This window comes from Oleidesulfovibrio sp. (assembly GCF_047973035.1).
In the GTDB taxonomy this organism is placed as follows: domain Bacteria; phylum Desulfobacterota; class Desulfovibrionia; order Desulfovibrionales; family Desulfovibrionaceae; genus Oleidesulfovibrio.
On the sequence record NZ_JBKEBF010000021.1, the window covers coordinates 65,528 to 91,334 of the forward strand.

The 25,807-nt window shown below is 53.1% G+C and carries 23 protein-coding genes; 8 read left to right on the forward strand and 15 right to left on the reverse strand.

Features of this window, described 5'->3' with window-relative positions; genetic code table 11:
* Positions 1-468: 468 nt before the first annotated feature.
* From ACK5LI_RS07120 to ruvX, 5 genes are all read right to left on the reverse strand, one after another.
* Positions 469-648, reverse strand: a complete 180-nt coding sequence (locus ACK5LI_RS07120) for a transport-associated protein (protein ID WP_416947651.1) — start codon at positions 646-648, stop codon at positions 469-471.
* Between the two features lie 97 nt (positions 649-745).
* Positions 746-1,282, reverse strand: a complete 537-nt coding sequence (locus tag ACK5LI_RS07125) for a hypothetical protein (protein WP_416947653.1) — start codon at positions 1,280-1,282, stop codon at positions 746-748.
* Between the two features lie 35 nt (positions 1,283-1,317).
* The gene (locus tag ACK5LI_RS07130; RefSeq protein ID WP_416947656.1) at positions 1,318-2,166 is read right to left on the reverse strand and encodes a hypothetical protein; all 849 of its coding nucleotides are present in this window, start codon (positions 2,164-2,166) and stop codon (positions 1,318-1,320) included.
* A gap of 60 nt (positions 2,167-2,226) precedes the next feature.
* A complete protein-coding gene (gene mltG, locus ACK5LI_RS07135; protein ID WP_416947658.1) occupies positions 2,227-3,471 on the reverse strand; it encodes an endolytic transglycosylase MltG in 1,245 nt (414 codons plus the stop codon).
* A 5-nt stretch (positions 3,472-3,476) separates the two neighbouring features.
* A complete protein-coding gene (gene ruvX, locus ACK5LI_RS07140) occupies positions 3,477-3,905 on the reverse strand; it encodes a Holliday junction resolvase RuvX (RefSeq protein ID WP_416947660.1) in 429 nt (142 codons plus the stop codon).
* Between the two features lie 152 nt (positions 3,906-4,057).
* Between ruvX and ACK5LI_RS07145 the strand changes: the two genes are divergently transcribed.
* Complete coding sequence (locus ACK5LI_RS07145; RefSeq protein WP_416947663.1) at positions 4,058-4,258, forward strand: hypothetical protein; 201 nt, start codon at positions 4,058-4,060, stop codon at positions 4,256-4,258.
* Here ACK5LI_RS07145 and ACK5LI_RS07150 read toward each other — a convergent pair.
* The 4 genes from ACK5LI_RS07150 to ACK5LI_RS07165 all read right to left on the reverse strand — a co-directional run bounded on the left by ACK5LI_RS07150 (position 4,255) and on the right by ACK5LI_RS07165 (position 12,058).
* A complete protein-coding gene (locus ACK5LI_RS07150; protein ID WP_416947665.1) occupies positions 4,255-7,818 on the reverse strand; it encodes an FAD-binding and (Fe-S)-binding domain-containing protein in 3,564 nt (1,187 codons plus the stop codon). The genes ACK5LI_RS07145 and ACK5LI_RS07150 overlap by 4 nt on opposite strands.
* A 340-nt stretch (positions 7,819-8,158) precedes the next feature.
* Complete coding sequence (locus ACK5LI_RS07155; protein ID WP_416947667.1) at positions 8,159-10,258, reverse strand: chloride channel protein; 2,100 nt, start codon at positions 10,256-10,258, stop codon at positions 8,159-8,161.
* A 133-nt stretch (positions 10,259-10,391) separates the two neighbouring features.
* Positions 10,392-11,174 (reverse strand): ABC transporter permease, encoded by a 783-nt coding sequence (locus ACK5LI_RS07160; RefSeq protein WP_416947669.1) that lies wholly within the window; start codon positions 11,172-11,174, stop codon positions 10,392-10,394.
* Positions 11,171-12,058 (reverse strand): ABC transporter permease, encoded by an 888-nt coding sequence (locus tag ACK5LI_RS07165; RefSeq protein ID WP_416947671.1) that lies wholly within the window; start codon positions 12,056-12,058, stop codon positions 11,171-11,173. Before ACK5LI_RS07165 ends, ACK5LI_RS07160 begins: the two co-directional genes overlap by 4 nt.
* Positions 12,059-12,620: 562 nt before the next feature.
* On the opposite strand from ACK5LI_RS07165, the gene ACK5LI_RS07170 reads away from it, so the two are divergent.
* The 6 genes from ACK5LI_RS07170 to ACK5LI_RS07195 all read left to right on the forward strand — a co-directional run bounded on the left by ACK5LI_RS07170 (position 12,621) and on the right by ACK5LI_RS07195 (position 18,109).
* Positions 12,621-13,535, forward strand: coding sequence for an SAM-dependent methyltransferase (locus tag ACK5LI_RS07170; protein WP_416947674.1), 915 nt, complete (start codon positions 12,621-12,623; stop codon positions 13,533-13,535).
* Between the two features lie 335 nt (positions 13,536-13,870).
* Positions 13,871-14,467, forward strand: coding sequence for a peroxiredoxin family protein (locus ACK5LI_RS07175; protein WP_416947676.1), 597 nt, complete (start codon positions 13,871-13,873; stop codon positions 14,465-14,467).
* Between the two features lie 14 nt (positions 14,468-14,481).
* Positions 14,482-15,102: a peroxiredoxin gene (locus tag ACK5LI_RS07180; protein ID WP_416947678.1), complete on the forward strand. Its 621-nt coding sequence runs from the start codon at positions 14,482-14,484 to the stop codon at positions 15,100-15,102.
* Positions 15,103-15,634: 532 nt separating this feature from the next.
* Positions 15,635-16,234 carry a VOC family protein gene (locus ACK5LI_RS07185; RefSeq protein WP_416947680.1) on the forward strand — a complete coding sequence of 200 codons (600 nt, stop codon included), beginning with the start codon at positions 15,635-15,637 and terminating at the stop codon, positions 16,232-16,234.
* A gap of 331 nt (positions 16,235-16,565) precedes the next feature.
* The gene (locus tag ACK5LI_RS07190) at positions 16,566-16,958 is read left to right on the forward strand and encodes a MucR family transcriptional regulator (protein WP_416947682.1); all 393 of its coding nucleotides are present in this window, start codon (positions 16,566-16,568) and stop codon (positions 16,956-16,958) included.
* Positions 16,959-17,176: 218 nt separating this feature from the next.
* On the forward strand, positions 17,177-18,109 hold the full coding sequence (locus ACK5LI_RS07195) for a DMT family transporter (RefSeq protein ID WP_416947684.1): 933 nt from the start codon (positions 17,177-17,179) through the stop codon (positions 18,107-18,109).
* A gap of 252 nt (positions 18,110-18,361) precedes the next feature.
* On the opposite strand, the gene ACK5LI_RS07200 is transcribed toward ACK5LI_RS07195, so the two are convergent.
* From ACK5LI_RS07200 to ACK5LI_RS07225, 6 genes are all read right to left on the reverse strand, one after another.
* Positions 18,362-19,867 (reverse strand): flagellar hook protein FlgE, encoded by a 1,506-nt coding sequence (locus ACK5LI_RS07200; RefSeq protein ID WP_416947686.1) that lies wholly within the window; start codon positions 19,865-19,867, stop codon positions 18,362-18,364.
* Between the two features lie 110 nt (positions 19,868-19,977).
* Complete coding sequence (locus ACK5LI_RS07205) at positions 19,978-20,607, reverse strand: hypothetical protein (RefSeq protein WP_416947688.1); 630 nt, start codon at positions 20,605-20,607, stop codon at positions 19,978-19,980.
* A gap of 170 nt (positions 20,608-20,777) precedes the next feature.
* The gene (gene folD, locus ACK5LI_RS07210) at positions 20,778-21,638 is read right to left on the reverse strand and encodes a bifunctional methylenetetrahydrofolate dehydrogenase/methenyltetrahydrofolate cyclohydrolase FolD (protein WP_416947690.1); all 861 of its coding nucleotides are present in this window, start codon (positions 21,636-21,638) and stop codon (positions 20,778-20,780) included.
* Between the two features lie 287 nt (positions 21,639-21,925).
* Positions 21,926-23,221 carry a phosphopyruvate hydratase gene (gene eno / locus ACK5LI_RS07215; protein WP_416947692.1) on the reverse strand — a complete coding sequence of 432 codons (1,296 nt, stop codon included), beginning with the start codon at positions 23,219-23,221 and terminating at the stop codon, positions 21,926-21,928.
* A 75-nt stretch (positions 23,222-23,296) separates the two neighbouring features.
* Positions 23,297-24,088, reverse strand: coding sequence for a type III pantothenate kinase (locus ACK5LI_RS07220; protein ID WP_416947694.1), 792 nt, complete (start codon positions 24,086-24,088; stop codon positions 23,297-23,299).
* A gap of 9 nt (positions 24,089-24,097) precedes the next feature.
* Positions 24,098-24,541, reverse strand: a complete 444-nt coding sequence (locus tag ACK5LI_RS07225; protein WP_416947695.1) for an SRPBCC domain-containing protein — start codon at positions 24,539-24,541, stop codon at positions 24,098-24,100.
* Between the two features lie 173 nt (positions 24,542-24,714).
* Here ACK5LI_RS07225 and ACK5LI_RS07230 point away from each other — a divergent pair, with 173 nt between their 5' ends.
* On the forward strand, positions 24,715-25,806 hold the full coding sequence (locus tag ACK5LI_RS07230; RefSeq protein WP_416947697.1) for a hypothetical protein: 1,092 nt from the start codon (positions 24,715-24,717) through the stop codon (positions 25,804-25,806).
* Position 25,807: the final 1 nt, after the last annotated feature.

Consider the following 25,807-nt stretch of genomic DNA (forward strand, 5'->3'; position numbering starts at 1 on the left):
CAGGCTGTCCTCAGCTCGTGAACGTTTCAAAACATATGATTTCGAGACATACTGAATGTCTCAAAACTTTGCAATACGCGTCTTGCTCTTTTCTCCCTCAACGTGAAATGCTATAAAAATAGCTAGTTATAAGTTGGCATGAAACATGCTATATTCATCCAAGCACGCGCATACTCATGCCGTTTTTATACCAAACTGTGTTGCATATAGGGTGTGATATCGCAGGATGCGACAAGAAGAAAAAACACAGGCGCGTACAGCCGTAAAATTTCTGCAAACACTCATCTGACAGACGAGTGTACTCTCCGGGCCTGCACCCGGACGGCGAACAGAGGATCGCCGTCGCCCATGCTCCGCTTCCTGCCCATTGCGGACATGGATTCATCCTCTGCTTGCCGGTGCTTCCTGCCCGTTGGCACCGGCCCCGCAAACAATAGGGCCGGAAGCTTCCGCTTCCGGCCCTATATTTTATTCAATGGCTTGTTTGGCTTTATCCTTCAAGGCATCCATTTCCTTTCCGGCATCTTCCATAGCCTGATCAATCTTTTTGCCTGCCTTTTCAGCGGGGCCTTCTTCGCTGCACCCAACCAAAGCCAGCGCAAACACAGCTACACAGGCCACCAGAGTCAGTTTGAACCAATTCTTCATATGTGTCTCCTTCTCTTGAAATATTCAGGTAAATACAACAACCGCCCTCAGTGCAAAAGAGCAAAAAAGAGGTAGTGCAAAACAGGCGCTCCGTCAGCTACTTTTTCCCTTTTCCGCCACCGTTGCCACCGTTGCCCTTGCCGCCTTTACCTTTACCACCGCCCTTATTGCCCTTACTTTTACCTGCAGATTTATCCCGCGAGTAATCATCGTCGTCGTAGGCGTCGCCTTTCTTTTTCGCTTTCTGATGCCCCTTACCAAGCGCAGACGGGTGAACCCCAAGTTCGCCTGCAATGGCACCCCAGCCCATGCCGGAAGCCCTCATAGATTCCACTTTGGCCTCGGAGACACCGGCTTCATCGGCAATGGCGCTGACACGTTCACCGTCCAACGACTTCCGCGCACGGTTCATATTCCGTTCAGCCTCTTCCAGCTCATCGGTCCGGCCTTCTGTCCGGCGCCGTACTTCTTCAAACCGTTCTCTGGCTCTATCATACCTATCAAGAGCTTCATCCACTTTTTCAAAAACGGAATCCGACTCTGTCTGGGCGAATGCCGGCTGCACAGGCAATAACAGTGCACCGCTAAACACACTGCATATCAAGGCGCAGATGAAGTAATTAAGTAGTTTCATAAAGACCTCCATGCCTCTTTATACAGAGTTCGGGCTTATTTTGCGAGGTTATTTTTAAGATAAGCTTTCACCCGCACAACCCCCATCCGATACTTTAGCGACTTCATATCCGGTCTCTCGTGGCTCTCGTAGCTAATCCGCACAAACTCATTTCCCACAATACCCTTAAAAACTCGTGCAACTTGTATCGCACGAACTGCAGCCAGATCTGCGTTTTTGAGCCTATGGCTGCTTTGCGGGTTAAACTTCCGCCGAGCATGAAATTCCCCGTTGATATAGCAGGCAATGGTTATCTCAACGTAGTCGTCGTCGTATAGCGCAACAGCAACTTCTCTGTTAGAAACTTCATCCGCCCCACCCACTGCAACTATCTCTACAATCCCCCCGTGTAAAATGATCGTATCTCTCCAAGACCGTGCATACCTCTCCAGCTTGGCTTTATCTTTTTGAGAAAGCTCATATGAACCCACTTCAAAATTCACTTCCGGGCTAAGCTCCGGTGGAATTACGATCTTGTTTTGACTGTCTTCAGGGCGAATGGTTGAAGATTTGCGATCACCACCAACAGTACTTTCGGCTTTAGTGTCTGGCGCGGGAAAATAACAGTATGATAGCACCAAGGAGCTCAGTACCACCGCTGCAAGCAATGCAAAACGATGCTGCCCATGAGGCATATCCGTTTTTTTTATATGATTAAAAAGCTTCTTAAATGCGTCTGGGTTATAATACCAAACCAAACAAGCGGCAACCAGCAGGCACAACAAAACAACAGCTGCTGTCAGGCTTAGCTTTTGACAAATAGCTGTGACCAATGCCATGGCAATTTCTACGCACCACTCTTTCAACCAGATAAAACGCCCTATCCATCCTCCTTTTGCTAGCAATTCTAAACTGCTATGGCAAAAGGATACAAAATAGCACAATACTTATCAATATAAGATGTTCTATTTTCCGAGCTGGTACTTTCTTACTGCATTATTATGTTCGCGCAGGGTCGCGCTGAAATGATGAGAGCCATCGCCTCTGGACACAAAATAAAGAAAATTGTGTTTTTCAGGGCGTACAGCCGCTGCAATGGCCCCAAGGCCGGGAGAACAAATCGGACCGGGCGGAAGTCCGCGATGACGGTAGGTATTATAGGGGTTAGAGGAATCCTGCAGGTGCGCACGGGTAAGGTTGCCATCAAAAGAAACACCCAGTCCGTAAATAACCGTGGGATCGCACTGCATAAGCATGCCGCGACGCAACCGCGCAGCGTAAACTCCTGCAATACGCTCCTGCTCGGAGACAAGGCCGGTTTCCTTTTCTACCAGTGATGCCAATATGACCAGCCTGCCTAGCTCGTCCGGCGCAGGCATAGCGCCAGAAATGCTTTCATCGCCAGCAACGGCTACAGTTCCGTTCACAGTTCCGCTTACAGTTCCGTTTACTGTTCCGCCTGTCCCTTCAGCAGAGGCGATATCAGTCCGGGGCCAAAGGCTTTGCACCTTGGTGTAGAACATATCCACCATCACGTCTGCCACAGCTCTGGCAGAGGCTTTGTTCATCTCAAGAGGCCGCTGAAGCATGTAGGTTTCAGGGAAAAGATACCCTTCAGCGGAGCTGAAAGGAATATTCTTGGCACGCAGAAAGGCGGGATCATGGATAACAGCTCGAAAATCTTCAAACTTTGCAAACCCTGCTGATTCTATCAGCTTTGCCACTTCCCACCACGGCAACCCTTCGCGGATGGACAGCTTGTACACCACGGGAGAGCCGCTGACGATTTCCTGCAACACACGCTCCGGCTTCCAGCCGGTGTTTACCATAAACTCACCGGCTTTCACTGCCCCCAGCTTGTCATGATAGATGCCAAGCAAACGGAACCGCTTTGTATCAGTAATAACACCGGCCTTTTTAAGCTGATTGGCAACTTTCACAAATGAAGCGCCCGGACGAATCTGAATAGTCACATTCTTCCCCGGCTCCTCGGGGGTGGTATTCAAAAAAAGCCATGTATCCAAAACAAGGTATCCGACAACAGCCAGCATCAACAGGAGCAGCACCATCGGCAGTACTCGTGTTTTGCGCAGTTCGGCAGGGATATGGCCTGTCTCTGCAAACACGGTTTCTTCATATTCTTTTGCAATATCAGTATCTGCCAGAGGACGATTCGGTTCCTGCTGCGAATTACGATTGTTGTCGGTCATGATAATTATACGGGTATACGCCGGTCTTCCGGCAGGTTCAGAAATGATTCAAGAATACGCACAGCCGCCTGCTGGTCCACTACGGCCTCGCGCTCGCGAAAAGAAAGGCCAGCCTCGCGCAATTCTTCTCCGGCTTCAAAAGAGCTGAGTTCTTCGGGAACAAGGTAAACAGGCAGCTCGCTTCTGCGTTGCAGGCGGGCAATAAAATTACGCACCTGACGCGTAATAAGCGTTTCTTCGCCATTTTCCAGCAAAGGCAAGCCTACCACCACGCCATCAGGGCGTTCTTCTTCCATTACTGAAAGCAACTCGCCAAAAAAAGCGTCACGAGTGGTCATAGCGATGGTCCGGCGCGGAAATGCCATCATGCCACCACCATCAGTAACAGCGATACCTGTTCTTTTTGTACCGTAGTCGATTCCAAGATATTTCATAGTATTCTACATCCTGTACGCGGCAGCACTGCCACATACTATGCTTTTTGTATAGCGGGTTGCATCAGCGCCGTCCACAAGGTGTTGCAACGCTTTATCCCGTAACGCCGTTTCGAATGCCGCTTCGCGTGCCCTGCCCCCTGCAAGGAGACGTGAAGCAGCAACTTTGCCAAAGTGCTCAGGGGCAACATGCCTGCTACGCTAAAAACAACGTGAAAACAGCCCGCCGCAAAGCTGCGCCCCGCACCGCCGCCGCCCTGAAAGCGAAAAGCACAACAGACAAAAGCAGCGCGCAACGACAAAGCCGTCACGCGCTGCTGAAGGTTACAGGATACGGAAAAGCAGTGCGCTAATCGTTTTCATCAACCAGACGAACCGGCCCGTCTGCAAAGGCAGTCAGCCGCTTACGCCATGATTTACGCCAATCTTCGCCGCCTTCCGCTTCTGCCAGCCACTCTACCGTGTGCAACACAGGACGTTTGTCCTTCATTCCCATCAGTGTACGGGCTATACCCACCTTGCACGAAGGGCATCCCACAATGATGGGCGACTGAGCATCATAATCAGCAAGGTCCGCTTCCAGACGAGCCTTTTTACGCTGCCTCAAGCGGTTATAGATGGCCGGACTTGTCATGGCACCCATGCCGGATTCGCCGCAACAACCGGGAGTCAGCTGCACATCCGCGCCGGAGAAATCCGCCAGAGCGTTTTTGTAGATGCCCCCTGCCTTGCCTTTGTGCACGCCTGTCCACTCCGCATGACACGAAGAGTGGTACATAAGCCTGCGGCCTTCGGCAAAGCGCTTCGGCTCCATGCGTTCAATCAGCAGCTGCACAAGGTCTTTATGCTGCAATTCGCTGTTGGGCTGACCTGCAAGGCCATATCGTGCGATTCCGTCGCGGCACGAGCCACAGGCGGTTATGATATGCGACACACTCAGTCCCTGCTGCTTTGCCACATCCATCATTGAGCGCATGGCTTCTATATTGCGTTCGCGGTTACGCGAAAATTGCTCTCCCTGACCGGCAGCCAGCAGCGGATAACCGCAGCACAGGTGCTGTGACGGCATAATCACCGCAACGCCGGATTTAAGCAGCAACATAAGCCCTGCAAGGCCGATGTTGCGATAGAACAGGCTACCGCCGCAACCGGGGAAGTAAAAGACCGCCTCCGTCACCTTCCGGCCATTCTTTGCAGGGCCTTCAGGCAGGAAGATGGAACCTTTTTCCAGTTTCAGCGTCTCAGCAAGGTTCTGATAGCCAAGCTCTGGTCCGGGAGCGGCAAATAACGGGCTTTCAGCACGCTGACGCCAGCTTGCCGGAACCAGTCCCAGCACCTTGTTCTGCATCTTCTGCCCGAAAGCGGCAGCCTTGGCTGCTCTGGGCACACGCGATGCAGGCGAACCTGCCAGATAATCTAGAACCTTGCTCTTGATGGGGTGAAATCCGCTGTTTTCTTCTTCCACAAACGAACGCAGATGCAGCGCCACATCAGAAGAGTTAATTTTGACGGGACACACGGCTGTGCACTTGCCGCAGCCGGTGCAGTGTTCCATCAGGCGGTTCAGTTCCGCCATCAGCGAACTGTCTGGTTTGCCTTTGTTCACCTGCGAATAGTAGATAGCCTCGATCAATGCGCCAAGGCTGATGTTTTTGTTACGCGGGTGATGTTGCAGGTCCTGCTCGGGGAAGAACATGGGGCACACGTTCTTGCACTTACCGCAGCGGGTGCACACCTGAATATTGGTAAGCAGATTGATAAGGCGCTGCTTATCCGGCAAACCGCTGCCAGCGATATCCTGAATAAGCCTGTTGAACGAGAACGTGAACGGCCGTACCGGCGTTTCGTACTGTGTAAGCTTTGCAGGGTTCAGAATATTCCTGGGGTCCACAAGGTCTTTGTATTCCTTGAGGCTTTCCATCTTTTCGCGAGACAGGAACTTGATTTTAGTAATGCCGATGCCGTGCTCGCCGGAAACTTCGCCGTTCATTTCCTGCGCTTTCGCCATGACACGCTCTGCCACATGTTCTGCGTTGTGCAGCATGATAGCGTCGTTGGAATCTACAGGAATGTTCACATGGCAGTTGCCGTCACCTGCATGCATGTGGTTGGCAACCACAATACGGGTAGCCTGCATATGATCGGCAATACGGCCCAGCTTTTTGCGCATGGAAGAATATTTTTCCTGCAGATGCCCAAAGAACTTCAGCGCACGGTCGAGCATTTCCTGATCGGACAGCTCCGAAAACGGCACATTGCCCTGAGCAACCTTGGAGGCAAAAGAGAATTCCTTGTTGAATTCCTTGTCTTCCAGCGGCATCCCCTGCAGCCTGCCGGCTTCCTGCAACGCGGAGCGGAAAGCCTGAGCTGTGCATTCAAGGTTCAACTGCTCAAGGAACAGTGAAAAATCAGGAATGCTGTCGATGGGAATGACAATATCTTCGTTGATTTTAAAGCCGGAAGTGCGACGTGCGATAGCCGAAAGTTTATGGCGGTCTTCCCAGAAAATTTCTGCTTCCTTGGAATCCCGCGCAACAAACACATCCACGTTGTCGTAATCTTCGCAGATATTGACAACATCGGTTACGGATTCGTCCAACGCAGCCACGTTATTACTGTCGAGCTGCAGAATAAGCACCGAAATGGGCTGTCCTTCGTACTTCGAAGACTTTTTCTGGTACTCGATTGCTTCAACATATTTCGGGCCGAACTCTTCAAGCGCGGAAATCTTTACAAGGTCGCCCTTGGTGCGGATATCGTCGCGCAGCCCGACCACCTGTTTGATAACCAACATGGCGTTGTGCATGGTGCGGCCGAAAAACTCCAGCACCAGCACACGAGAATGCTTCTGCGCGGGGTACAGAACAAAGCAGGATTCGGTAATAATGCCGTCAACGCCTTCTTTCTGCACACCGGGCAGGCCGCCCAGAGTTTTGTTGGTAACGTCTTTGCCAAGCCCCGCCTTGCGGATTTCATCACCACGCAGCCGTACGACCTTGCGTACACCGCCGCTGACATCACGCACTTCAAAAACGGCGGTTTCGTCTTCCATAATTTTATGGCGCGGGTGTTCCTTGCGTTCCACGTCGATGATTTCGCCCGTGGGCGTTACCATGCGGTAGCTCAGCAGATTGTCCAGCGTGGTGCCGTATTCAAAGGCAAAAGGCCCGCCGGAGTTTTCCGACACGTTACCGCCGATGGTGGAGGCCGTCTTTGACGCAGGGTCAACCGTAAACAGCACACCGCGCTCTTTTGCAGCATTGATGGCTTCAGACGTAATGACACCGGCCTCGCAACACAGCACCATGGAGTCTGTATCCACATACCGGATGCGCGAAAGCTTTTGCAGGCTCATAACCACCGTGCGCTTACGCGCCGGAATGGCTCCGCCTGTCAGGCCGGAACCACCGCCGCGGGGTATCAGCGCAAACTTCATCTCGTTGGCAAGACGCACCACGGCGCTTACCTGCTCGCTGGATGAAGGTGCAACTACCAGCAACGGCAACTCCATACGAAGATCGGTAGCATCAGTAGAGCTTTCGACCAGAGAGTTGGGGCGGGTGTCGATGTTATCCTTGGGAAGAATCTGGGAAAGACGTCTGATCAGGTCCTGCCGGTATTCCATGTCTGCGTCGTAGGCGCTCCAGAACATGGTAACACCTTCACCAAGCGTGTTCGCGTAGTGATGGGCCAGAGCAGGCGACGCTTTTTCCCACTTACCCTGCACGCTTGAGCGTACAGTGGCGGCATCGATGAACGGGTTGTAACGGACAAGGAACAGCTCTTCGGCCAACTCCATGGCCAGTTCGCGGACGGCTTCCGGCCAATCCTCGAACTCGTCGAGCGGAACCCGCAAAACCCTGTTCACCAAAAATTCCGAAGAAATAGAGATGTGGGGACCTTTGTGCGGCATGGGTGATCAAATCCTCGTTAGCGTTGAAGCGTGAACCCTTATGCATAGACACTCATGGCCCGCTTGGCAAGCGTACTGTGCAGCCGCTCAAAGGAGAGTTTTTCCTGCCCGGCCACCACAGTATGAGCTTAAGAAATAACACAAAGCACAATTATTCAAACATTACGCTACTATTTTCGGCCACAATTACGGACAGCATTATGGCCGCACTTACGGACATTCCGGCAGGTCTTAGTAAAATTAAATTATTCGCCACCTTTTAGCAGGAGTACAGTTACGGCAAAGGAAATACGTCTGCAAAACAGACCGGCGCCTGAGCAAAAAGCTGCAGCAAACCCGATCAACGTCTTTCCATCTGCCGTTGCACCACAGCCCTGTCGTAGGCATGGACAACATCTTTTTCGCGCAAAATACCCATAAGTCTCCGTGAGTCGTCACAATCGACAACAGGCAGCTGGGCAATGCCGCTTTTGCTCATCAGGCCAAGGGCACAGTGGATGGAATCCTGTTCTGTTACCGTAACCAGACGGGAGGTGGCGATGTCTCCGGCAATTACAAGATGCGTCAGATACTCATCTGACAGCACCGCCCGCAGATCGCGAAAGGAGATTATCCCCTTCAGCTCGCCGTCGCTGCTCACCACATGCAGGTACGAAGTATCCCGCTGCTGAAATGCCCTTATCACATCATGCAGGGGGGTGCCCTCCCATATGGTCGGAGGGTCAGCATGCATAAATTCGCCCACCTTCAGGCTGCGCAGCAGATTCTGCTCCATCCCGCCTGCAATATCCACTCCGCGCCGCAGCAGCTTGATAGTATAGATAGAGCCTTCTTTCAGCGTTGAGGCCACAAGACTGGCAATGATGCACGTCAGCATAAGTGGCAGAATAATCTGATAGTCGCTTGTCAGCTCAAAAATAATCAGAATGGCAGTGATGGGCGCATGTGTGGTACCCGCAACCAGTCCGCCCATGGCAACCAGCGCATAGGCACCGGGCAACGCGGTCACCCCCGGAAACACCTGCCCCACGCACCACCCAAAAAAACCGCCAGTCATGGCACCGATAAAAAGTGAAGGAGCGAACACACCGCCGGAACCGCCGGAGCCGATGGTAAGCGATGTGGCAAAAATCTTTACCACGATAAGCAGCAACATCATCTTCCAGCCAAGGCCGTTTGTGAGGGCAAGGTTGATACCTCCGTATCCCACACCGAACACATGCGGAAACCATAACAGAGTGCAGCCGATAATTGCCCCCCCCAGCGCTGCTTTTAGCGGGTCAGGCATTTTTATGGCGTCGCAAAAATCCTCTGTACGGTACAGCACCGTGACAAAGAAGACCGCTACAAGGCCGCAGATAAGCCCCAGAAACGGATAAATGCCGTATTCCCAAAGGGAAAAGACCTCATACTCCGGCACGATAAAGGTGGGAAAATCGCCAAAATAGTGACGGGAAATAGTGGTTGCCACCACGGAAGAAAGCACCACAGGCGAAAAAGCAGCCAGACCGAAATCACCCAGCAACAATTCCAGAGCAAACAGCACCCCCGCAATGGGCGCGTTGAATGTGGCGGCAATGCCCGCAGCCGCACCGCAGCCAACCAACGTGCGCTGGCGAGGTCGTCCCACCTTTAACAGCTGCCCCACGGTGGAACCGATGCCGGAACCTATCTGCACGATAGGCCCTTCGCGCCCCACGGACCCGCCGGAACTGATACTGATGGCAGAGGCAAAAATTTTAATAAAGGCTACACGCTTGCGGATGCGACCGTCGTGCAGCGCTACAGCCTCCATGACTTCCGGTACGCCGTGCCCCCGTGCCTCACGCGCAAAGCGCGAAACAAGAAACCCCACTATCAGTCCGCCAGCTGCCGGTGCCGCAATAGTCGCCCATACAGGGACAGAACTATGAAACTCCAGAAACTCCGCCGTATTGCCGTAAAAAAGATATTGTACGCCCTTAATGACAAACTTAAACAGCACCGCACCGTAACCGCCCAATACCCCCACCACCACAGCCATCAAAAGCATCGGCAGGTGATTATCCAATCTGGACAGCCGCCCTTTACGCAGCGCGCGGAAACGTTCTTTCAGGCTTCGCGGCGGGCGTTCACTCAAAGGGTTATCGCAATGTTCCGAGCTGCAGAACGTACGTGAGTCCGCGGCAGCACTCTTGTTCTGTGAATCTGGAGAGACATGGTCTGAAGCAGGTGCTAACCAGCCATTTGCGGTCGGTGCCCGTCCATCAGGCACGGCTGTCCCCTGAACAGATTCTGCAACAGCTTCTGCGTGCGGATATCCTTCTTTTCCGTCTGCGCCATTAGCTGACACATCAGGCGTATGCCCGCCTGCCCCGTCTTTATCCTGCCCTTTCGATGTCTTTTGTTCACTGACAGTTCTGGATGCAGCTTTCCGGTATTTACCGGTCTCGTCTGTCATGCGTATCCTCCCGATGGCGGCAGGCAGCCTGTTACAGTTCCGGCCAAAGCCGCACACCGGCGGCAGGCGGCTGAAAAATTACACCAATCCTACCGTGAACAGCATTATATGCCAAGGGGCGGGCCAGGAAATGTCAGTACATACCGCGCTTACGGTAGGCGCGGGCAATAAGCAGTTCAACGGCAAGAAAAAGAAGAACCGGAAGGATAAGAAAAACCAGCGCCAGCACAGAAGCCAGCGACCGGTCAGAAGAGTTCAGCAGCGGGAAGAGATACCCTGTAAATGATGGTACCACACCGCCGCCGATAAGAAAGACAAGAAAATAATCAGAAAAAGCGATGAGAAATACAACAGAGCCACCGGCAATGATGGCAGGCGCCAGCAAAGGCAGCTCAACGCGAGTCAGACGCAACCACCACCCTGCGCCCAGATTGCGCGCGCACATGTCATACTCCGGCCCGAAGGAAGAAAATCCGGCAACAAGAGCGCGCAGCATGTAAGGATAACAGAAGACCGTAAGCACCAGCACCACACCCGCCATGGTGTCCGCAAGGCCGGTAATGATGAACACATGATGCACCCCCATGGCAAAGGTCATCACCGGCACCAGCGCAGGTGCAAGCAAAACAGCCTCCAGCACGGCGCGCCCCTTGAATGTTCTGCGGGCAAAATGCCGTGCAGGAATAAGGCACAACGCAAAAGAAAGCACAGTGGTCATGCCTGCGTATAACAACGAAGAGCCGATACTTGTGCCGATCTCACCCTTGTGCAGCCAGACATATTCAAGAGCCCGCAACGAGTAGTTGCGCGGCATAAGGTGAGGCCATGTCCAGCCGGGAGCAACGGCATAAAGAGTCAGCACGACCACAGGAAGGCCGAAAAAAACGACCAGAAAGGCAAAGTAAAGCCGTTTCACAGCTTGCGCTCCCCTACGCCCAACCGACGGACCAGCCTGCTGTACAAGCCCACAAACACCAGCGAAAACAAAAACATCACCGTCAACACCGCCATGGCCTGCGGCCTGTAGCTGAGGCTGCGCTGAAAAAACAGATTATAAATTTCCACACTCAGCATACCGGGATTGCTCTCGCCCAGCAGATACGGCACCTCGAACCCGCCGAAAGAGAACAGAAACAATATGATAAACGTGGGGTGCAGAGTCGGAGCAAGGTGCGGAAGAATAACAGACCGCCATGTCTGCCAGCGCCCCGCTCCCAGCATGGAGGCTGTATCCAGCAGGCGCGGGTCAAGTCGTTTAAGCGCCGCGTAGGACATAAGAATGACAAAGGGGACTTCTTTGTACACATAGGCCAGCACCATGCCCATTCCGCTGCCGCCATAGAGCACGGCGGGAAAATCCTGCTGCGCGTCAATCAGACCCAGTTGCCACGCAAATGATGATACAAGCCCTGAACGCGCCCAGAAAATCATACACAGCAAGGCGACAGCAACATGCGGCAGAATGAGCGGCACCTTGTATACCACGGCGGCCTGCTGCAACCTGTGCGGCAGGCGCCACACTCCCACAGCAAGCACAGCCCCGAAAACAATGGAAAAGAGAGCGGATAAAAAGGCAACTTTCATCGAAAGCAGAAATGAAGCCAGATAGTAAGATTGCAACAGCAATTTATACGCGGCAAACGTGCCTTGCCCGCCAGACGGCACCGGCAGCATATACCCCAGAGACTGCGCCAGAGTCAGAGCAAAACCGCCCGTAAATAACAGGCTGCAAGGCACCAGAACAGGCGCAAGGCGCAGCAATGTGGCTCCTAAGCCTGCATGACCGTACGGCAGGGACACGGGATAAACTCTCCTGATATCAGCTGACAAAAGCCTTACGAATGAACGCCATGCGGCTGCAACATGCCGCAAACTGCTGTTCCGGAAACACGGTATAGCAAGGTTCGCACATTGTACAACTACGCAGCAGGGCGAACACAAACTGTCAACGTCCGTTGCAAGCGTCAACATCTCATCAAGATGCTTTAGCAAACTGTATTTTTCCTGATACCTTTTCACTCGTGCCAGCAGCACACGGCTTGCGCTTACGTCCCGCCGGTGTTGATGCACCTGCACCCCTACGGACAAGTAGGCCGGAAAGTACAACTATCTACATTCGATAGAATCATCATAACACACAAGAACAACACGAACCCTACCCGAAGCAAAAACAGCCGGGCAAAAACTTTTACCCCGCAAAGGCAAACCTGAAAGCAATCGCCGCGGACATCTCCCGCTGACTCTGTCTTCTTCCTATCCACCACGGCCGCACAGAGGTACACTGCTTACACAGCACTTGCCAGATCTGCGCGTGTACGCTACCACCCGCGGCGACAGTTACCTATTGCATCCGGAGGCTCCATTGCAGAACCTGACAGTATACCTTGCCGCAAAAGGCTACACCGACGACCTGTTGCACGAACTGGCACATGCCGGAGTCCACATACAGGAAGTACGCGGCAGGCTGATTTTGGCACAAGGGCCTGCCATAAACGCAGCCTGGGCACAAAACATATGGAAGGAGCCGGTTTTTCTGCCCATCAGCTCCATCAAAGACGGAGCAAAGCAGCTGAAAGCCATGCTGCGCAACTGGGCGCTGTACGCTGAAAGCGACCACCACGGCAGGGCAAAGCTGGTACAGGCCGCTCTTCCGCATGTATCGGCAAAACCTGTCAAGTTCGGCACAGCAGTGCCTACCGCACCTCTGGGCTCGTGGACATTGTGGCAACCCGATACCATTCTGGCATCCGCACAATGCACCAGCCCGTTTGCCGACGGCGAAGTACACTTTGAAGAAGATAAAGAAACCCCTCCCACCCGTGCTTATCTGAAACTCTGGGAAGCATTCACCCTGCTGGGCAAACGCCCGCAAGCCGGAGAGCTGTGCCTTGATCTGGGCAGCAGTCCCGGTGGCTGGAGCTGGGTTCTTGCCGAGTGTGGTGCACATGTTTTCAGCGTGGACAAGGCAGACCTTGCCCCCCATATCGCAACGCATCCCAGAATCAATTTCTGCACGGGCAGCGCCTTCGGGCTGGATCCGCGCCACTCCGGCGATGTGGACTGGCTGTGTTGCGATGTCATCTGTTATCCCGACAGGTTGCTTGCCATGGTCGCCCGCTGGCTGGAGCTGGGCAACGTGCGCAACTTTGTATGCACGCTGAAGTTTCAGGGCGAGACAGACCATGAAACCGCACGTCAGTTTGCAGCCATTCCAAACTCACATCTGATGCACCTTTCCTGCAACAAGCATGAACTTACATGGATACGCTTGGGGTAGTATACGATCTCTGGCGACAGCTACATACACGTGCAGAATAAGCAGCTTTGCTTCATTGCCTGCCCTTTCCTTTTCCTTTCGGCGATCTGCTGTCAATCCATAAAGCCAGCTGAGCTTTTACAATATTGCTGAATGCTTATTTGTACTAAATGGCGCACGGCATCCACATGCGCCATTTTATTTACATATCCATTACGTGCCTGACCGTAATCAAGCCGCACCCGATAGACCAGCTTGCATGGTTGTGACAAATAATGCATGTTCTACCATAGGGCATAAGCTCTTTATTATCGAGATTAGCCATGTAACACTGCAATATTATGGGAATACCGCATATGAACAAGACAACACAGCCGCATGGCAAGTTTGGTATTATGTACCGCTACCTGACAGCATTGGTGCTGGGCGCAATCCTTTTGTTGTCTGCATCATTGGCGACTGCTGCCCCCCTCACGCAGGGAAACGCTTTTCCTGACATCAACCTTGAAGGCAACCTGACAAAAGAGCACCGGAAGGAGTTGGGATTAAAAGGCAACGGGCCTCAAACTCTTTCCGATATCAAATCAGACTACGTGCTGATTGAAGTATTCAGCATGTACTGCCCGTTCTGCCAGGCAGAAGCACCTTCAATGAACGAATTGTATGGCATGGTCCGCAACAGTCCGTTAGGTAAAAATCTGGCCGTAATCGGCTTGGGAGCTGGCAATTCGCAGTATGAAGTTGACTTCTTCCGCGAAAAATACAGCGTTCCCTTTGCCTTGTTTACTGATGCAGACCTGAAAATTCATAAACAAATCGGCGAAACCGCTACGCCGCATTTCTATATTGTCGACCTGTCGGGCAAAATACCTCAGGTGGTTTATTCGCAGACAGGCCGGATGAAGTCTGCAGACGCAATGTTCCAGATGCTTCAAGACATCATTGCGCAATAACTGAGAGGCACGCCATGGAAAAAAGAAACAACGCCACACGGCTGCGCACAATCGCATGTGTTACTCTGCTTGCAGTCAGCCTGCTTCTGTCTGCCCGCCATGCCGGAGCAGAGCACATCAACGCGTCGCACAGCCTCTATTCCCCGCCTGAATTACCAGCCACGGCCACTACCATTACGCTGAAAAAAGGTGAGATGGCACCGGAATTCACCCTGCCGTCCATCTCCGGTCAGCAGGTCAGCCTTGCTGACTACAGAGGAAAAAAGAACGTTGTCATCTCGTTTGTACCTGCCGCGTTCACGCCGGTCTGCTCGGACCAGTGGCCCGGCTACAATATTGCCAAAGAGCTTTTTGAACGCCATGACGCAGTCATTCTGGGCATAGCCCTAGACAACATTCCTTCGCTGTATGTATGGGCGCATCAGATGGGTGGCCTGTGGTTTCCTGTACTTTCAGATTTCTGGCCGCACGGGGCCACAGCCCAGACATATGGCATACTCCGCCCCGAAGGAATCAGTGAACGGGCCATTTTTGTTGTGGATAAGCAGGGACGGATAGCGGACATCACCCTCAGCGATATAAATACCCGCCCTGATCTTGGCCGGATTATGAAGGTGCTCGGAACACTGCCCTGAGTTATTGCAAGAAGTTCCGCGACACGCTTCCGGCAGCACCGCGGATTTTCTGCAAAATTTGCGAAGAGCACCCATCTGCCTTCTGCACATACCTCATGACTACAGACCGCCTGCATGCGCCATCAGTATGCAGGCGGTTCTAATTCCTGAATGCGGAGGCAACGCTTTCCGGCAAAGCGTTGCCTCGCGAAGGCTGCTTGTATCAGTTGCAAACATCATCGGCGCACCTCCGCCCCACCATGATACAAGTCATGACCGCGCCATAATGATGGCAATACAGAACCGGGCAACTATTATTCGTAGACAGCAGCGGATTTAACAACGCATACCAATGATGCGCAGCGTGCCATTCACACAACATTTTGTACGGCACGGTAAAGGTTCAACCACGCTCGTCTGCAATATGTTTCATCTTGCTTTATTTTACATTTTCAGCGCAGCTATTCTTGACTCACATAACGTTCGTGCGCACACATAGCGGCCTGCTGTTGCAAGCCAGCGTTACACATATGCATAAAAAACAGGAGACCATATGCCCCGTTATACCGGAGTCAATCATCTTGCCCTTGTAACCGGCAACATGGACGCAACGATCAGGTTCTGGCGTGACCTGCTGGGAATGCCGATCGTCGCGGGACTGGGCAAACCAGGGTATCGCCAATATTTTCTGCACATTGCAAACCACAGCATGCTTACTTTTTTTGAATGGGACGGCGTCGAGCCCATGGACGAAAAGGATCACGGCTACCCGACCACAGGCAAGGTGGGATTTGACCATGTATCAATAGGAGTAGAGTCGGACGATGACTTGTGGGAACTGAAAGATATGCTCGACGCTGCCGGATTCTGGGTATCAGAACTTGTTGACCACGGTTTTATTCACTCTCTGTATTCGTTTGACCCTAACGGCATTGCCATTGAGTTCAGCTGTTACGTGCAACATGTAGATATTATTTTACACCCCCGTCTTACAGCGGCAAAGCCTTCCGCCGTCACACTGGAAGGACCTTATAAACAGGCCGGAAAATGGCCCGTGGTAACAGCACCGACACAGGAACATGAAAAGAAGCTGTATCCGGGTGAGGGTCACGATTTTCTGACAACCAGCAGTAACGCATGGAAAAATAAATAATACAACGCAACAAAAAGCCCTTCAGACGGCATCATCATAATATTTCAACGCATTAAAAAAGACTCCTTGCAGACCGGCACTCTAGTACTTAAAAGTGCCGTCATGCACTTCGTCTTAAAAAACGGGCACCTTCCCACAGGTTTTCTGTTATATAAATGCATAAAATAATAGAGCCAGCCATTGCTTTTCCATATAAAGAACTCCAAAAATATTCTCTGTCTCTTGCACAATGCACTTATGTGAGGCATTATAACAAACATAATTGAATAATGATTTTGTTTAATGCACTGCCTAAGCGACAGTGAGACTTTTTGAGCAAAGGAGCCCTTTTATGGATGAAGCACTGAAACAAGCACTGGAAATTGTAAAAGCGCAAGCCAGCGTACGTACCATGACTGAAGAAGACATCAACTCCATGGTACTCAAACTTGCGCAAAGCATTCAACAATTTACGACCGGCACCATTGAGGTGCAAGAACAGGAACCTGCGGCAGACCCGTCTAAAGCCATCAAGGAAAAGTCCATTGCCTGCCTTGAGTGTGGTAAGACATTTAAAATCCTCACCAGCAAGCATCTGGGTACACACGACCTTACTCCCGGTGAATACCGAGAGAAGTGGGGATACAAAAAGAACATGCCTCTGGTCTGTAAATCATTGCAGCGTGAACGCCGCAAAAAGATGAAAGACATGAAGCTGTGGGAAAAACGCAAGAAAAACGCATAGCCGCACTATATTTCAAATAAAAGCCGCCTTTATTCAGGCGGCTTTTATTTTACCATTCCCCGCAACACAATTGATGTAACGCCACAACAGGCAGACGCAACGCGCCTACGCAGCTAACTATTGTCCAGCTTTACTATTCTTTATCCGGCTTTCCATAGACAACGCACATAGCACGGGCTACATCCTCTTTCTGGCTTTAGTCATGAAGGGAGGAAGCCATGTCTCCGTCAACGCGCCGCATGCTGCCTGTTATTGCTCTGCTGGTGACCATGCTGCTGTGGAGCAGCTCTTTTATCGCGATGAAAATGGCCGTAATGGCCCTTGACCCCATGCTCGTGATGTTCGGCCGTATGGCTGCCGCAAGCCTGTGCTTTGCGTGCTGCTGGCGGTCGTTACGACAAGTGCAGTACCGCAAGGGCGACTGGAAGCCCATGCTGTTCATGTCCTTGTGCGAACCGTGCGGATACTTTGTTTTCGAAGCATACGCACTGTGCTACACCTCCGCTTCACAGGCGGGCATGGTCGTAGCCACGATGCCGTTGTTTGTAGCGGTTGCGGCATTTTTCTTTCTGCGCGAGCGTCTTTCCAGAAAAGTATGGGCCGGCTTTTTCATCGCACTGGGCGGCGTTGTGTGGCTTACCCTTGCAGGAGAGGCCACTGAACATGCATCCAACCCAATGCTGGGCAATATTCTGGAATGTCTGGCAATGGTCAGCGCCACCGGCTACGTGATCACCGCAAAGCGACTGTCCAGCCATTACCCGCCGCTTTTTATCACCGCTGTGCAAGCATTTGTGGGCATGATATTTTTTATGCCGCTGGCATTCAGGCCGGGTGTTGAACTGCCGGAAACTCTGCCGCTGATGCCGGTTCTTGCCGTGATATACCTTGGCGTGGCAATTTCTCTGGTTGCATACGGACTGTACAATTACGGCGTTTCAAAGATGCCTGCGGGGCAGGCTTCCGCTTTTATCAATCTCATTCCCGTTCTTACGCTTATCATGGGGCAGGTACTTCTGAATGAAGCCTTTACCACGCAGCAATATTTTGCCGCTGCGGTTGTTCTTACAGGCGTCATCATGAGTCAGAGCGGTAATAACGGTAACACCGGCACAGACGACGAAGCGGAGCAAACACCGCAGCCTGCTTAGGCGTATAGCCCCGTACTGTAAGTTTATGACAAAGGAGAGTGCGTAACGTGCTCTCCTTTATTATTTTGTAATCAAATATACAGTCATAGGCGCGGCCGCTTTCTTGCAACATACAAAACATCAGAGGCGGCAACAGCAAGCTTACCGCTGCGCTACTCTGTAACCGCACCTGCAAGGCAATTCTGTCGGCAATAAAAAAGGCGGCCATACTGACCGCCTTTACAAAGACAATGAACATCACGCTACAAAGTTTTAGCGTTTCAGTTCAAGCGCTTTCTGCAACATGCTGTCCGCAGTGGTTACAACCTTACTCTGCGACTGGAAGCCGCGTTGCGTGATGATCATATTCACAAATTCGCGCGAAGCATCAACGTTTGATGTTTCAAGGGTTGATGCAACTACAGCTCCGAAATTTTCCGTAGTTGCAGCGCCCTCCTGCGCTTCACCTGATTCTTTTGTAGCAGAAAAATGGTTGCCGCCCTCACGCCGCAAACCGAACTCGCTGGTAAACCTGAACAGCGGAATTTCATACAGGTCCACAACCTGACCGTTGCTGAAGTTACCACTCATGATACCCTTGCTGTCGATCTCAAGCGACATAAGGCCACCTTCGGCATACCCGTCCTGTGAACGGTACAAGCTGGAAGAAGATCCTTCGTACCCTGTAGTCTTGCGCGACTCAGACGTCAGTCCGGCAAGCTGCGGCAGTTGCGAAGCATTGCTGCCTACGCTGGCTGCACTGCCTCCGCCGGTCCATCCGGTGCCGTTTAGACCGAATCCGGCAGTAATGGTTTGTGCCCCGCCGCCATCACCGGCAAATGTTGCCGTAAACGAAGGCTTGCCCCCCTCGCCGAATGCCGCGGGCTGCCAGTTGGAAAGCTGCGATGCATCGCCGGAAGGCGTATAGGCAGTCATATCGATAAGTTCGCCGGACGAATTGAATGTAAGCGTTCCGGCCATCAGCAGACCGGCAGCAGTAGTACCCGCCGCCGCGCCCCCATCATCTGAAGGCGGCATGGTCATGATATATTCCACCACGCGCTGGCCGTTTGCCCCCTCCGGCGCACCATCATAGTAGACATCAACGGAATGCTTATTGCCCCCGGCGTCGTATACGTTGATGCTTTCGCTATAGCCGAAAGCCCCTTCGCCAAGCGGCGGCTCTGCCGTGCCATCCCACTGCTTAAGCAATGAAAAATATGGATCAGTCGTGTCTGCGGTTTTGTTTTCCGCCACACCGATATTGGAAACAAGCGTAAGCGAGGTTGTTGCATTGGGAGCAAGCACCATGTTGCCGTTGTCACCGGCAATCAGCTGCAAATCCTGCAGCGCACCGGATGTGCCGTTTTCAATGGGTTTTGCCTGCAGTCTGAACCCGCCGGGGTCAACCAGATAGCCTTCCATATCAAAGCGGAAGTTGCCCGCGCGCGTGTAATGCGTTTTATCCCCCTGCGCAACCTGAAAGAAGCCTTTTCCGGATATGGCCATATCCGTAACTGTATTGCTGGGTTCAAAACCGCCTGACTGGTGTATAACACGCACTTCTGCAACGCTGGCACCCATGCCCTGCTGCGACATGCCCACAGTCGGATTGTTCCCGCCGGTAGTCACGCCGAAGCTGGTCAGGTCTTGGTACAGCATCATAGACTGCTTGAACCCGACCGTGTTCATGTTTGCCAGATTGTTGCCGATGACCTGCATGCCCTGACTATGCGTCTTCATGCCGGTGGCACCGATATATAGCGATGATATGGTCATACGCGTTCTCCTGCCCGTGCGTTCACGCGGGACTTGCTCACAGGGCAAAATATGCCCCCGTTCCGTAAGAAAGCATGGACCGTGCCAGAAAAGAACGTCGTAAAAGGAAATCAGACCTGAGGCGGGTCAATACGGCGGGTTACAAAAGAAAAGCGGCGCATCTCCTTGCGTAGTCGGGCGGCAAAAAACACCCCGCCTTCAGGTGCCAGCAACCGGCGCAACGTGTTCGCATGTTGCTGGATTCTTGCTACAAGTGCAGTGTTCCCCCTCAGACATGGCAGCAAAGAGAGCGTGACCGCGGGAAGTTCGTAACTGCCGGAACAAGCAGCCTGCCGGACTGCGGACGCTGCAGATTCCAGATACAAACGGCAGTTCCGGCACATCTGACCGGTACAATACGGGCAGGAACCTGAGCAAAAATTACATACTGTTGACTCAGCTCCTGACATGCTCGCATCAACGTTACCGGCGTAACTATCCGGTCGGACAACAGGTGCTGAGCGGGAAATGGCAACGGAGGCATCGCCGGTCAGGCCGGACGGCGGCGCAGAGGCCGAGAAGTCAGGCCCGCTGCATCTGGAAGCATAAGGACATGGATGAGGAGAACGCGTCGGCTCTTTCTGCCTGCGTGGCAAAACATAACACAAGACAACTTCGCCTGAGCGTTCTCCCCTTGCCGGAGTACCAGCTCTGCGCGGCCTGCGTTCTTTCAGGCTGTTATGTATATGCAAAACCTTCATAACCTGCTCCACAAAAGCCATGCACATCCGCAAAACGAGCATGGCGGAACATCATGAGTTTGCCTTCACAGTACCATCCCCGAAAGCTTGCTGCCAGCAGATTATTGGCTGCAAATGAAACAGGGCGCCCCGCAAACGGAGCGCCCTGAAACAGCTTTATAATACAGCGGTTATACGCCGCAACGACCTTTCCACGATTGCACGGTATTTACCAGCAGCTGGGCAATGGTCATCGGACCGATACCGCCGGGCACAGGAGTGATTGCAGAAGCAATCTCGCTGACAGGAGCATAGTCCACATCTCCGGTAAGACCGTCTTCGGTACGGTTGATACCTACATCAATCACCACTGCACCGGGCTTGACCATGTCGGCAGTCACAAACTTTGCCCTGCCTATTGCCACAAACAGAAAATCCGCTTCACGGCACTGCGCAGCAAGGTCGGGCGTGCGCGAATGGCACACGGTCACAGTGGCATTGGCAAACGGGCCGGAAGCACCCAGCATAAGCGCCAGCGGCTTGCCTACGATATTGGAACGCCCCAGCACCACGGCTTTTTTACCGGCAGGCGACAGGTTGTAACGTTCCAGCAACGTCATTACGCCTGCGGGGGTACAGGGGCGGAATCCGGGCAGCCCCAACGTCAACTTACCCATATTGACGGGGTGAAAACCGTCAACGTCTTTGGCAGGGTCGATAAGCTCAAGACAGCGCTGGCTGTCGAGCCCCGCGGGCAACGGCAGCTGCAGCAGAATGCCGTCAATATCTGCACGCCCGTTAAGAGTTCTGATAAGCTCTTCCAGATCGGCCTGCGATGTTTCAGCAGACATACGGAATGCCTCGGAACGGATTCCGGCACCTTCACAGGCACGTTCTTTGTTACGCACATACACCTGTGACGCGGGGTCTTCGCCCACCAGAATCACAGCCAGACCGGGAGCTCTGCCCGCCTTGGGGGCCAGCGCATCCACTTCCTTCTTCAATTCTTCACGCATGGCCGCAGCAGTGGCCTTGCCGTCCAGCAGAATCATGGGCGTTCTCCTTGCAATGATTGCAGCACCAACTGGTTAACAAAAATTTTTCTGTGCCCCTGCGCAAACAGGCCACCCGTAATGACGCTGTGTAATGAAAAACCGGCCGGAGCGATGGCTCCGGCCGGTAACAGGTCGCACGTATTCGGGGCAGATATGGGCGGCGTGCATAACGCAATACGCCGGATATGGCTGAACCCCGTTCTTCATGAATCGCATCCTTATGCAGCCTGTATGGCCGTGGCGGCTACATACAGGCAACCGCGGCGGGATGCAAGCGGCCTTTGCTATTCTTCGCCAAGGCCGAAATGCGAAGCCATGAAGGGACCGAAGAACACGCCTTCGTCGTCCAGATCTTCTTCAATGCGCAGCAGCTGGTTGTACTTTGCAAGACGGTCACTGCGGCACAGCGAACCGGTCTTGATCTGGCCTGCGTTAACGGCAACGGCAAGGTCGGCGATGAAGTGGTCTTCAGTTTCGCCGGAACGGTGCGAGATAACGGTGGTGTATCCTGCGCCCTTTGCCATTTCCACGGTGTCCAGCGTTTCGGTAAGGGTACCGATCTGGTTCAGCTTGATAAGGATGGAGTTTGCCACACCTTCATCAATGCCCTGAGCCAGAATGTCGGGGTTGGTCACGAACACGTCGTCACCCACGATCTGTACGCTTTCGCCCACCTTCACGGTCAGCTCCTGCCAGCCGTCCCAGTCGCCTTCGGCCATGCCGTCTTCGATGGAAATCAGCGGGTAGCGCTTGGTGAAGTCCATAAGCCAGTCAACCATTTCAGAGGAAGACAGAACTTTGTCTTCACCCTTCAGGTGGTACTTGCCGTCTTTGTAGAATTCAGAGGCAGCGGCATCAATGGCAAGAGCCACTTCGTCACCGGGAATGTAACCGGCAGCTTCGATGGCGCGCATGATGTACTGGAATGCTTCGTCGTGGCTGCCAAGGTTAGGAGCAAAGCCGCCTTCGTCGCCCACGCTGGTCACATGACCGTCGTCAGCCAGAATCTTTTTAAGATGGTGGAAAATCTCGGCACCCATACGCAGCGCTTCGCTGAAGGTGGGAGCGCCCACAGGCATGATCATGAATTCCTGAATATCAAGGTTGTTGGGAGCATGCTCTCCACCGTTGATAATGTTCATCATGGGTACGGGCAGCACTTTGGCGTTGATACCGCCAAGGTACTGGTACAAAGGCATGCCGAGGAAGTTGGCAGCCGCACGCGCGGTAGCCAGAGAAACGCCCAGCATAGCGTTGGCGCCAAGGCGTTCTTTATTGTCGGTACCGTCCAGGTCGATCAGCGTGTTATCCACAGCCACCTGACGCAGAGCGTCAAGGCCGACAATATTTTCAGCGATTTCGCCGTTTACATTATCAACAGCCTTTTCAACGCCTTTGCCAAGGTAGCGGCCTTTATCGCCGTCACGCATTTCCAGCGCTTCGCGGCTGCCGGTGGATGCACCGGAAGGCACAGCGGCACGGCCGGAATGACCGGATTCAAGGGAAACTTCTACTTCAACAGTAGGATTGCCGCGGGAATCGAGAATTTCTCTGGCCCAGACGGAAACGATAGTACTCATAATTCTGTTCTCCTTGAGCTTTGCAAAGCAAATTTGCTGCCCTGCTACGCCATTAGGGAAGATCGCGGCAAGGCATCAGCCTTTGATACCGCTTTCCATATAGAGAATTTTCAGGCCTTCCAACAACAGGTCGGGCCTGACGTGATCAAAACAGCTACTGACACGGGCAATGGACCGCGCAAAGCCGCCGGTGGCGACCACCTGCATAGGAGCTTCCAGCACACCCGCCAGTCGTGTGCAGAGTCCTTCTGTCATTGCCGCAAACCCGAAGACGAAACCGTGGTTCAGGCTCATGCTGGTGCTGCGACCCACCACAGGCAGGTCGTCCTGCACATCCAGACTGATGCGCGGCAAACGCGCCGTACCGGAAGCAAGAGCCCCCGCAGCGGAATGCACTCCGGGGCAAATCAGCCCACCAAGATACGCTTCGCCTTGCACACAGTCAAATGTTGTAGCGGTACCGTAATCCACTGACACAATGGAACGCGGCTCCGGCCACAGTCTGCGCGCAGCAAAAGCCGCTACCAGCCTGTCCGCGCCCACTTCCTGCGGGCGCTCGTAACGATTCTCCAGCGGTATTTCTATATCGCCGGGGGCTAGCAGCAACGGGCGGTCAAAATACCGTTCGCATGCCTGCCTGAGAATCGGGTTGAAGCTGGGCACAACAGAGCTTGCCACACCTGCGGTCACGTCACGCTCGCAATATCCGGCATGGCGCACCACATCCACAAGACGCAACCCCAGAGAATCACTTGTCTGGTGCCTGTCCGTGGGCAAGACATACGAAGCGTGCACTCCGGCTTCTGAAGCGATACCGATCTTTACATTGGTATTACCAACATCAAACAATAAAAATACTGTTGCCATACGTATATACTACTGGCCGCCCTGTGCAACGGCTTTCAGTGAAATGTTCACAGTATCCATGCCCTTTGCAGCAACGCGTTCGATACGTGATCCCATAAGGGGCATAAGCAGCCCTGAAACTCGCAGCCCGTGTGTAAAGCGTGACGTACGGCTGTCCAGCTGCGCAATGATAAAGCAATGGATAACATCAATCAGCCCGGGCATACGGTACGATCCGGCCACCACAAGTTGCCGGCAAAAATCCACCTGCTCCACACGCAAAGCAAATGGTTGCAATTTGTCGCTCCAAAGTCGCGTCTGCGCCAGAACGGCATGACCGGCTTCGGCGGTACCTTCAACAGAGGGCATAAAAGGGTTCCACTTCGGCCAGTTGTCAAAATCGACCAGCACCCGCCATACGGTCCACGGTGTTGCCGAAATGATCACCGAGCGTTCGATTACTCTGCTAAACATGCGGCGCACCATACCCCTTTTTACCAAAAACTCAATATAACTGGCATCCAGCCTTGCCCGCTGATGCAATCCCACGTACATACTTTGCAATACACGTTACCGGAATGCTGATTGCTTTTACAACCGGTATGTAACGCAGACAAACGCATGCTACCTAAACGGAGGACTTCCCCATGAATCCGGCCGCATTGATCCCCCCGGCAGATTCCATCCCCGTTCACTGGGGCTGGCTTGAAGGGTTTTTACTACTCACCTTCACTTTTCACCTGCTGTTCATGAACAGCGTGGTGGGGTCGGCTGTCATTGCCACTGTGCGCAGCATAGCCAAACCGCGCGATCCTGCCGTATCACTGCTGGGCAAAGCCCTGCCCAGTCTGCTGGCGATGACCATCAACTTCGGGGTGGCGCCGCTTCTGTTCGCACAGGTGCTTTACGGCAGTTTCTTATACACCAGTTCAGTGATCATGGCTATGTACTGGCTGGGTCTTGTTCTTGTCATCATGGCTGCCTACTACCTGCTATACGGCTTTTCCGGCAGCATAAAGAAAAAACGCAACGGCACTGTATTTATTGTTATCGCCTGCGCTCTTCTGCTGTTTACCGGCTTTATCCTTGTAAATAATGTCACCCTGATGCTCTCCCCCGACCGCTGGGTAGGATATTTCGAGCAGCAGGACGGTAGTATGCTGAATCTCGGCGACCCTATTCTGTGGCCGCGCATACTGCACTTTTTCCTTGCCGCGCTGTCAATCGGCGGGCTGACACTGGCCGTGCTGGCCCGCAGAGCAGTCAGAAAAAACGTACTTGATGATGCCACGGCAAAACCGCTGGTACGTGACGGGTTGCGCTGGTTCTTCTGGAGCACGGCAGCGCAGATGCTGGCCGGTCCGCTGTTCCTTTTTGCGCTGCCCCGTCATATGACCACTGCGTTCATGGGCAGGCACGGGCTGGGAACGGCTCTGCTGCTGGCCGGTATTGTATGTGGCCTTGCGGCGCTGCACTTTGCATGGCGGTCACGTCTTAAAATGACCATTGCATTCACCACCGCCGCTGTCGTGCTGATGGTAGGTGTCCGCGCTGTATTGCGTGCCCTTTATCTTGCCCCGTGGTTCAGCGCAGCCGACATTCCAAGCGAAGGACAATATTCGCCCATGTTCCTTTTCCTCGGTTCGCTGCTGCTTACCGCGGTGCTGATGGTATGGGTGCTGAAGCTTGCCACAACCGGCAACAATGCGGCCGCAAACGATATGGAAAGGGAGGGATAAG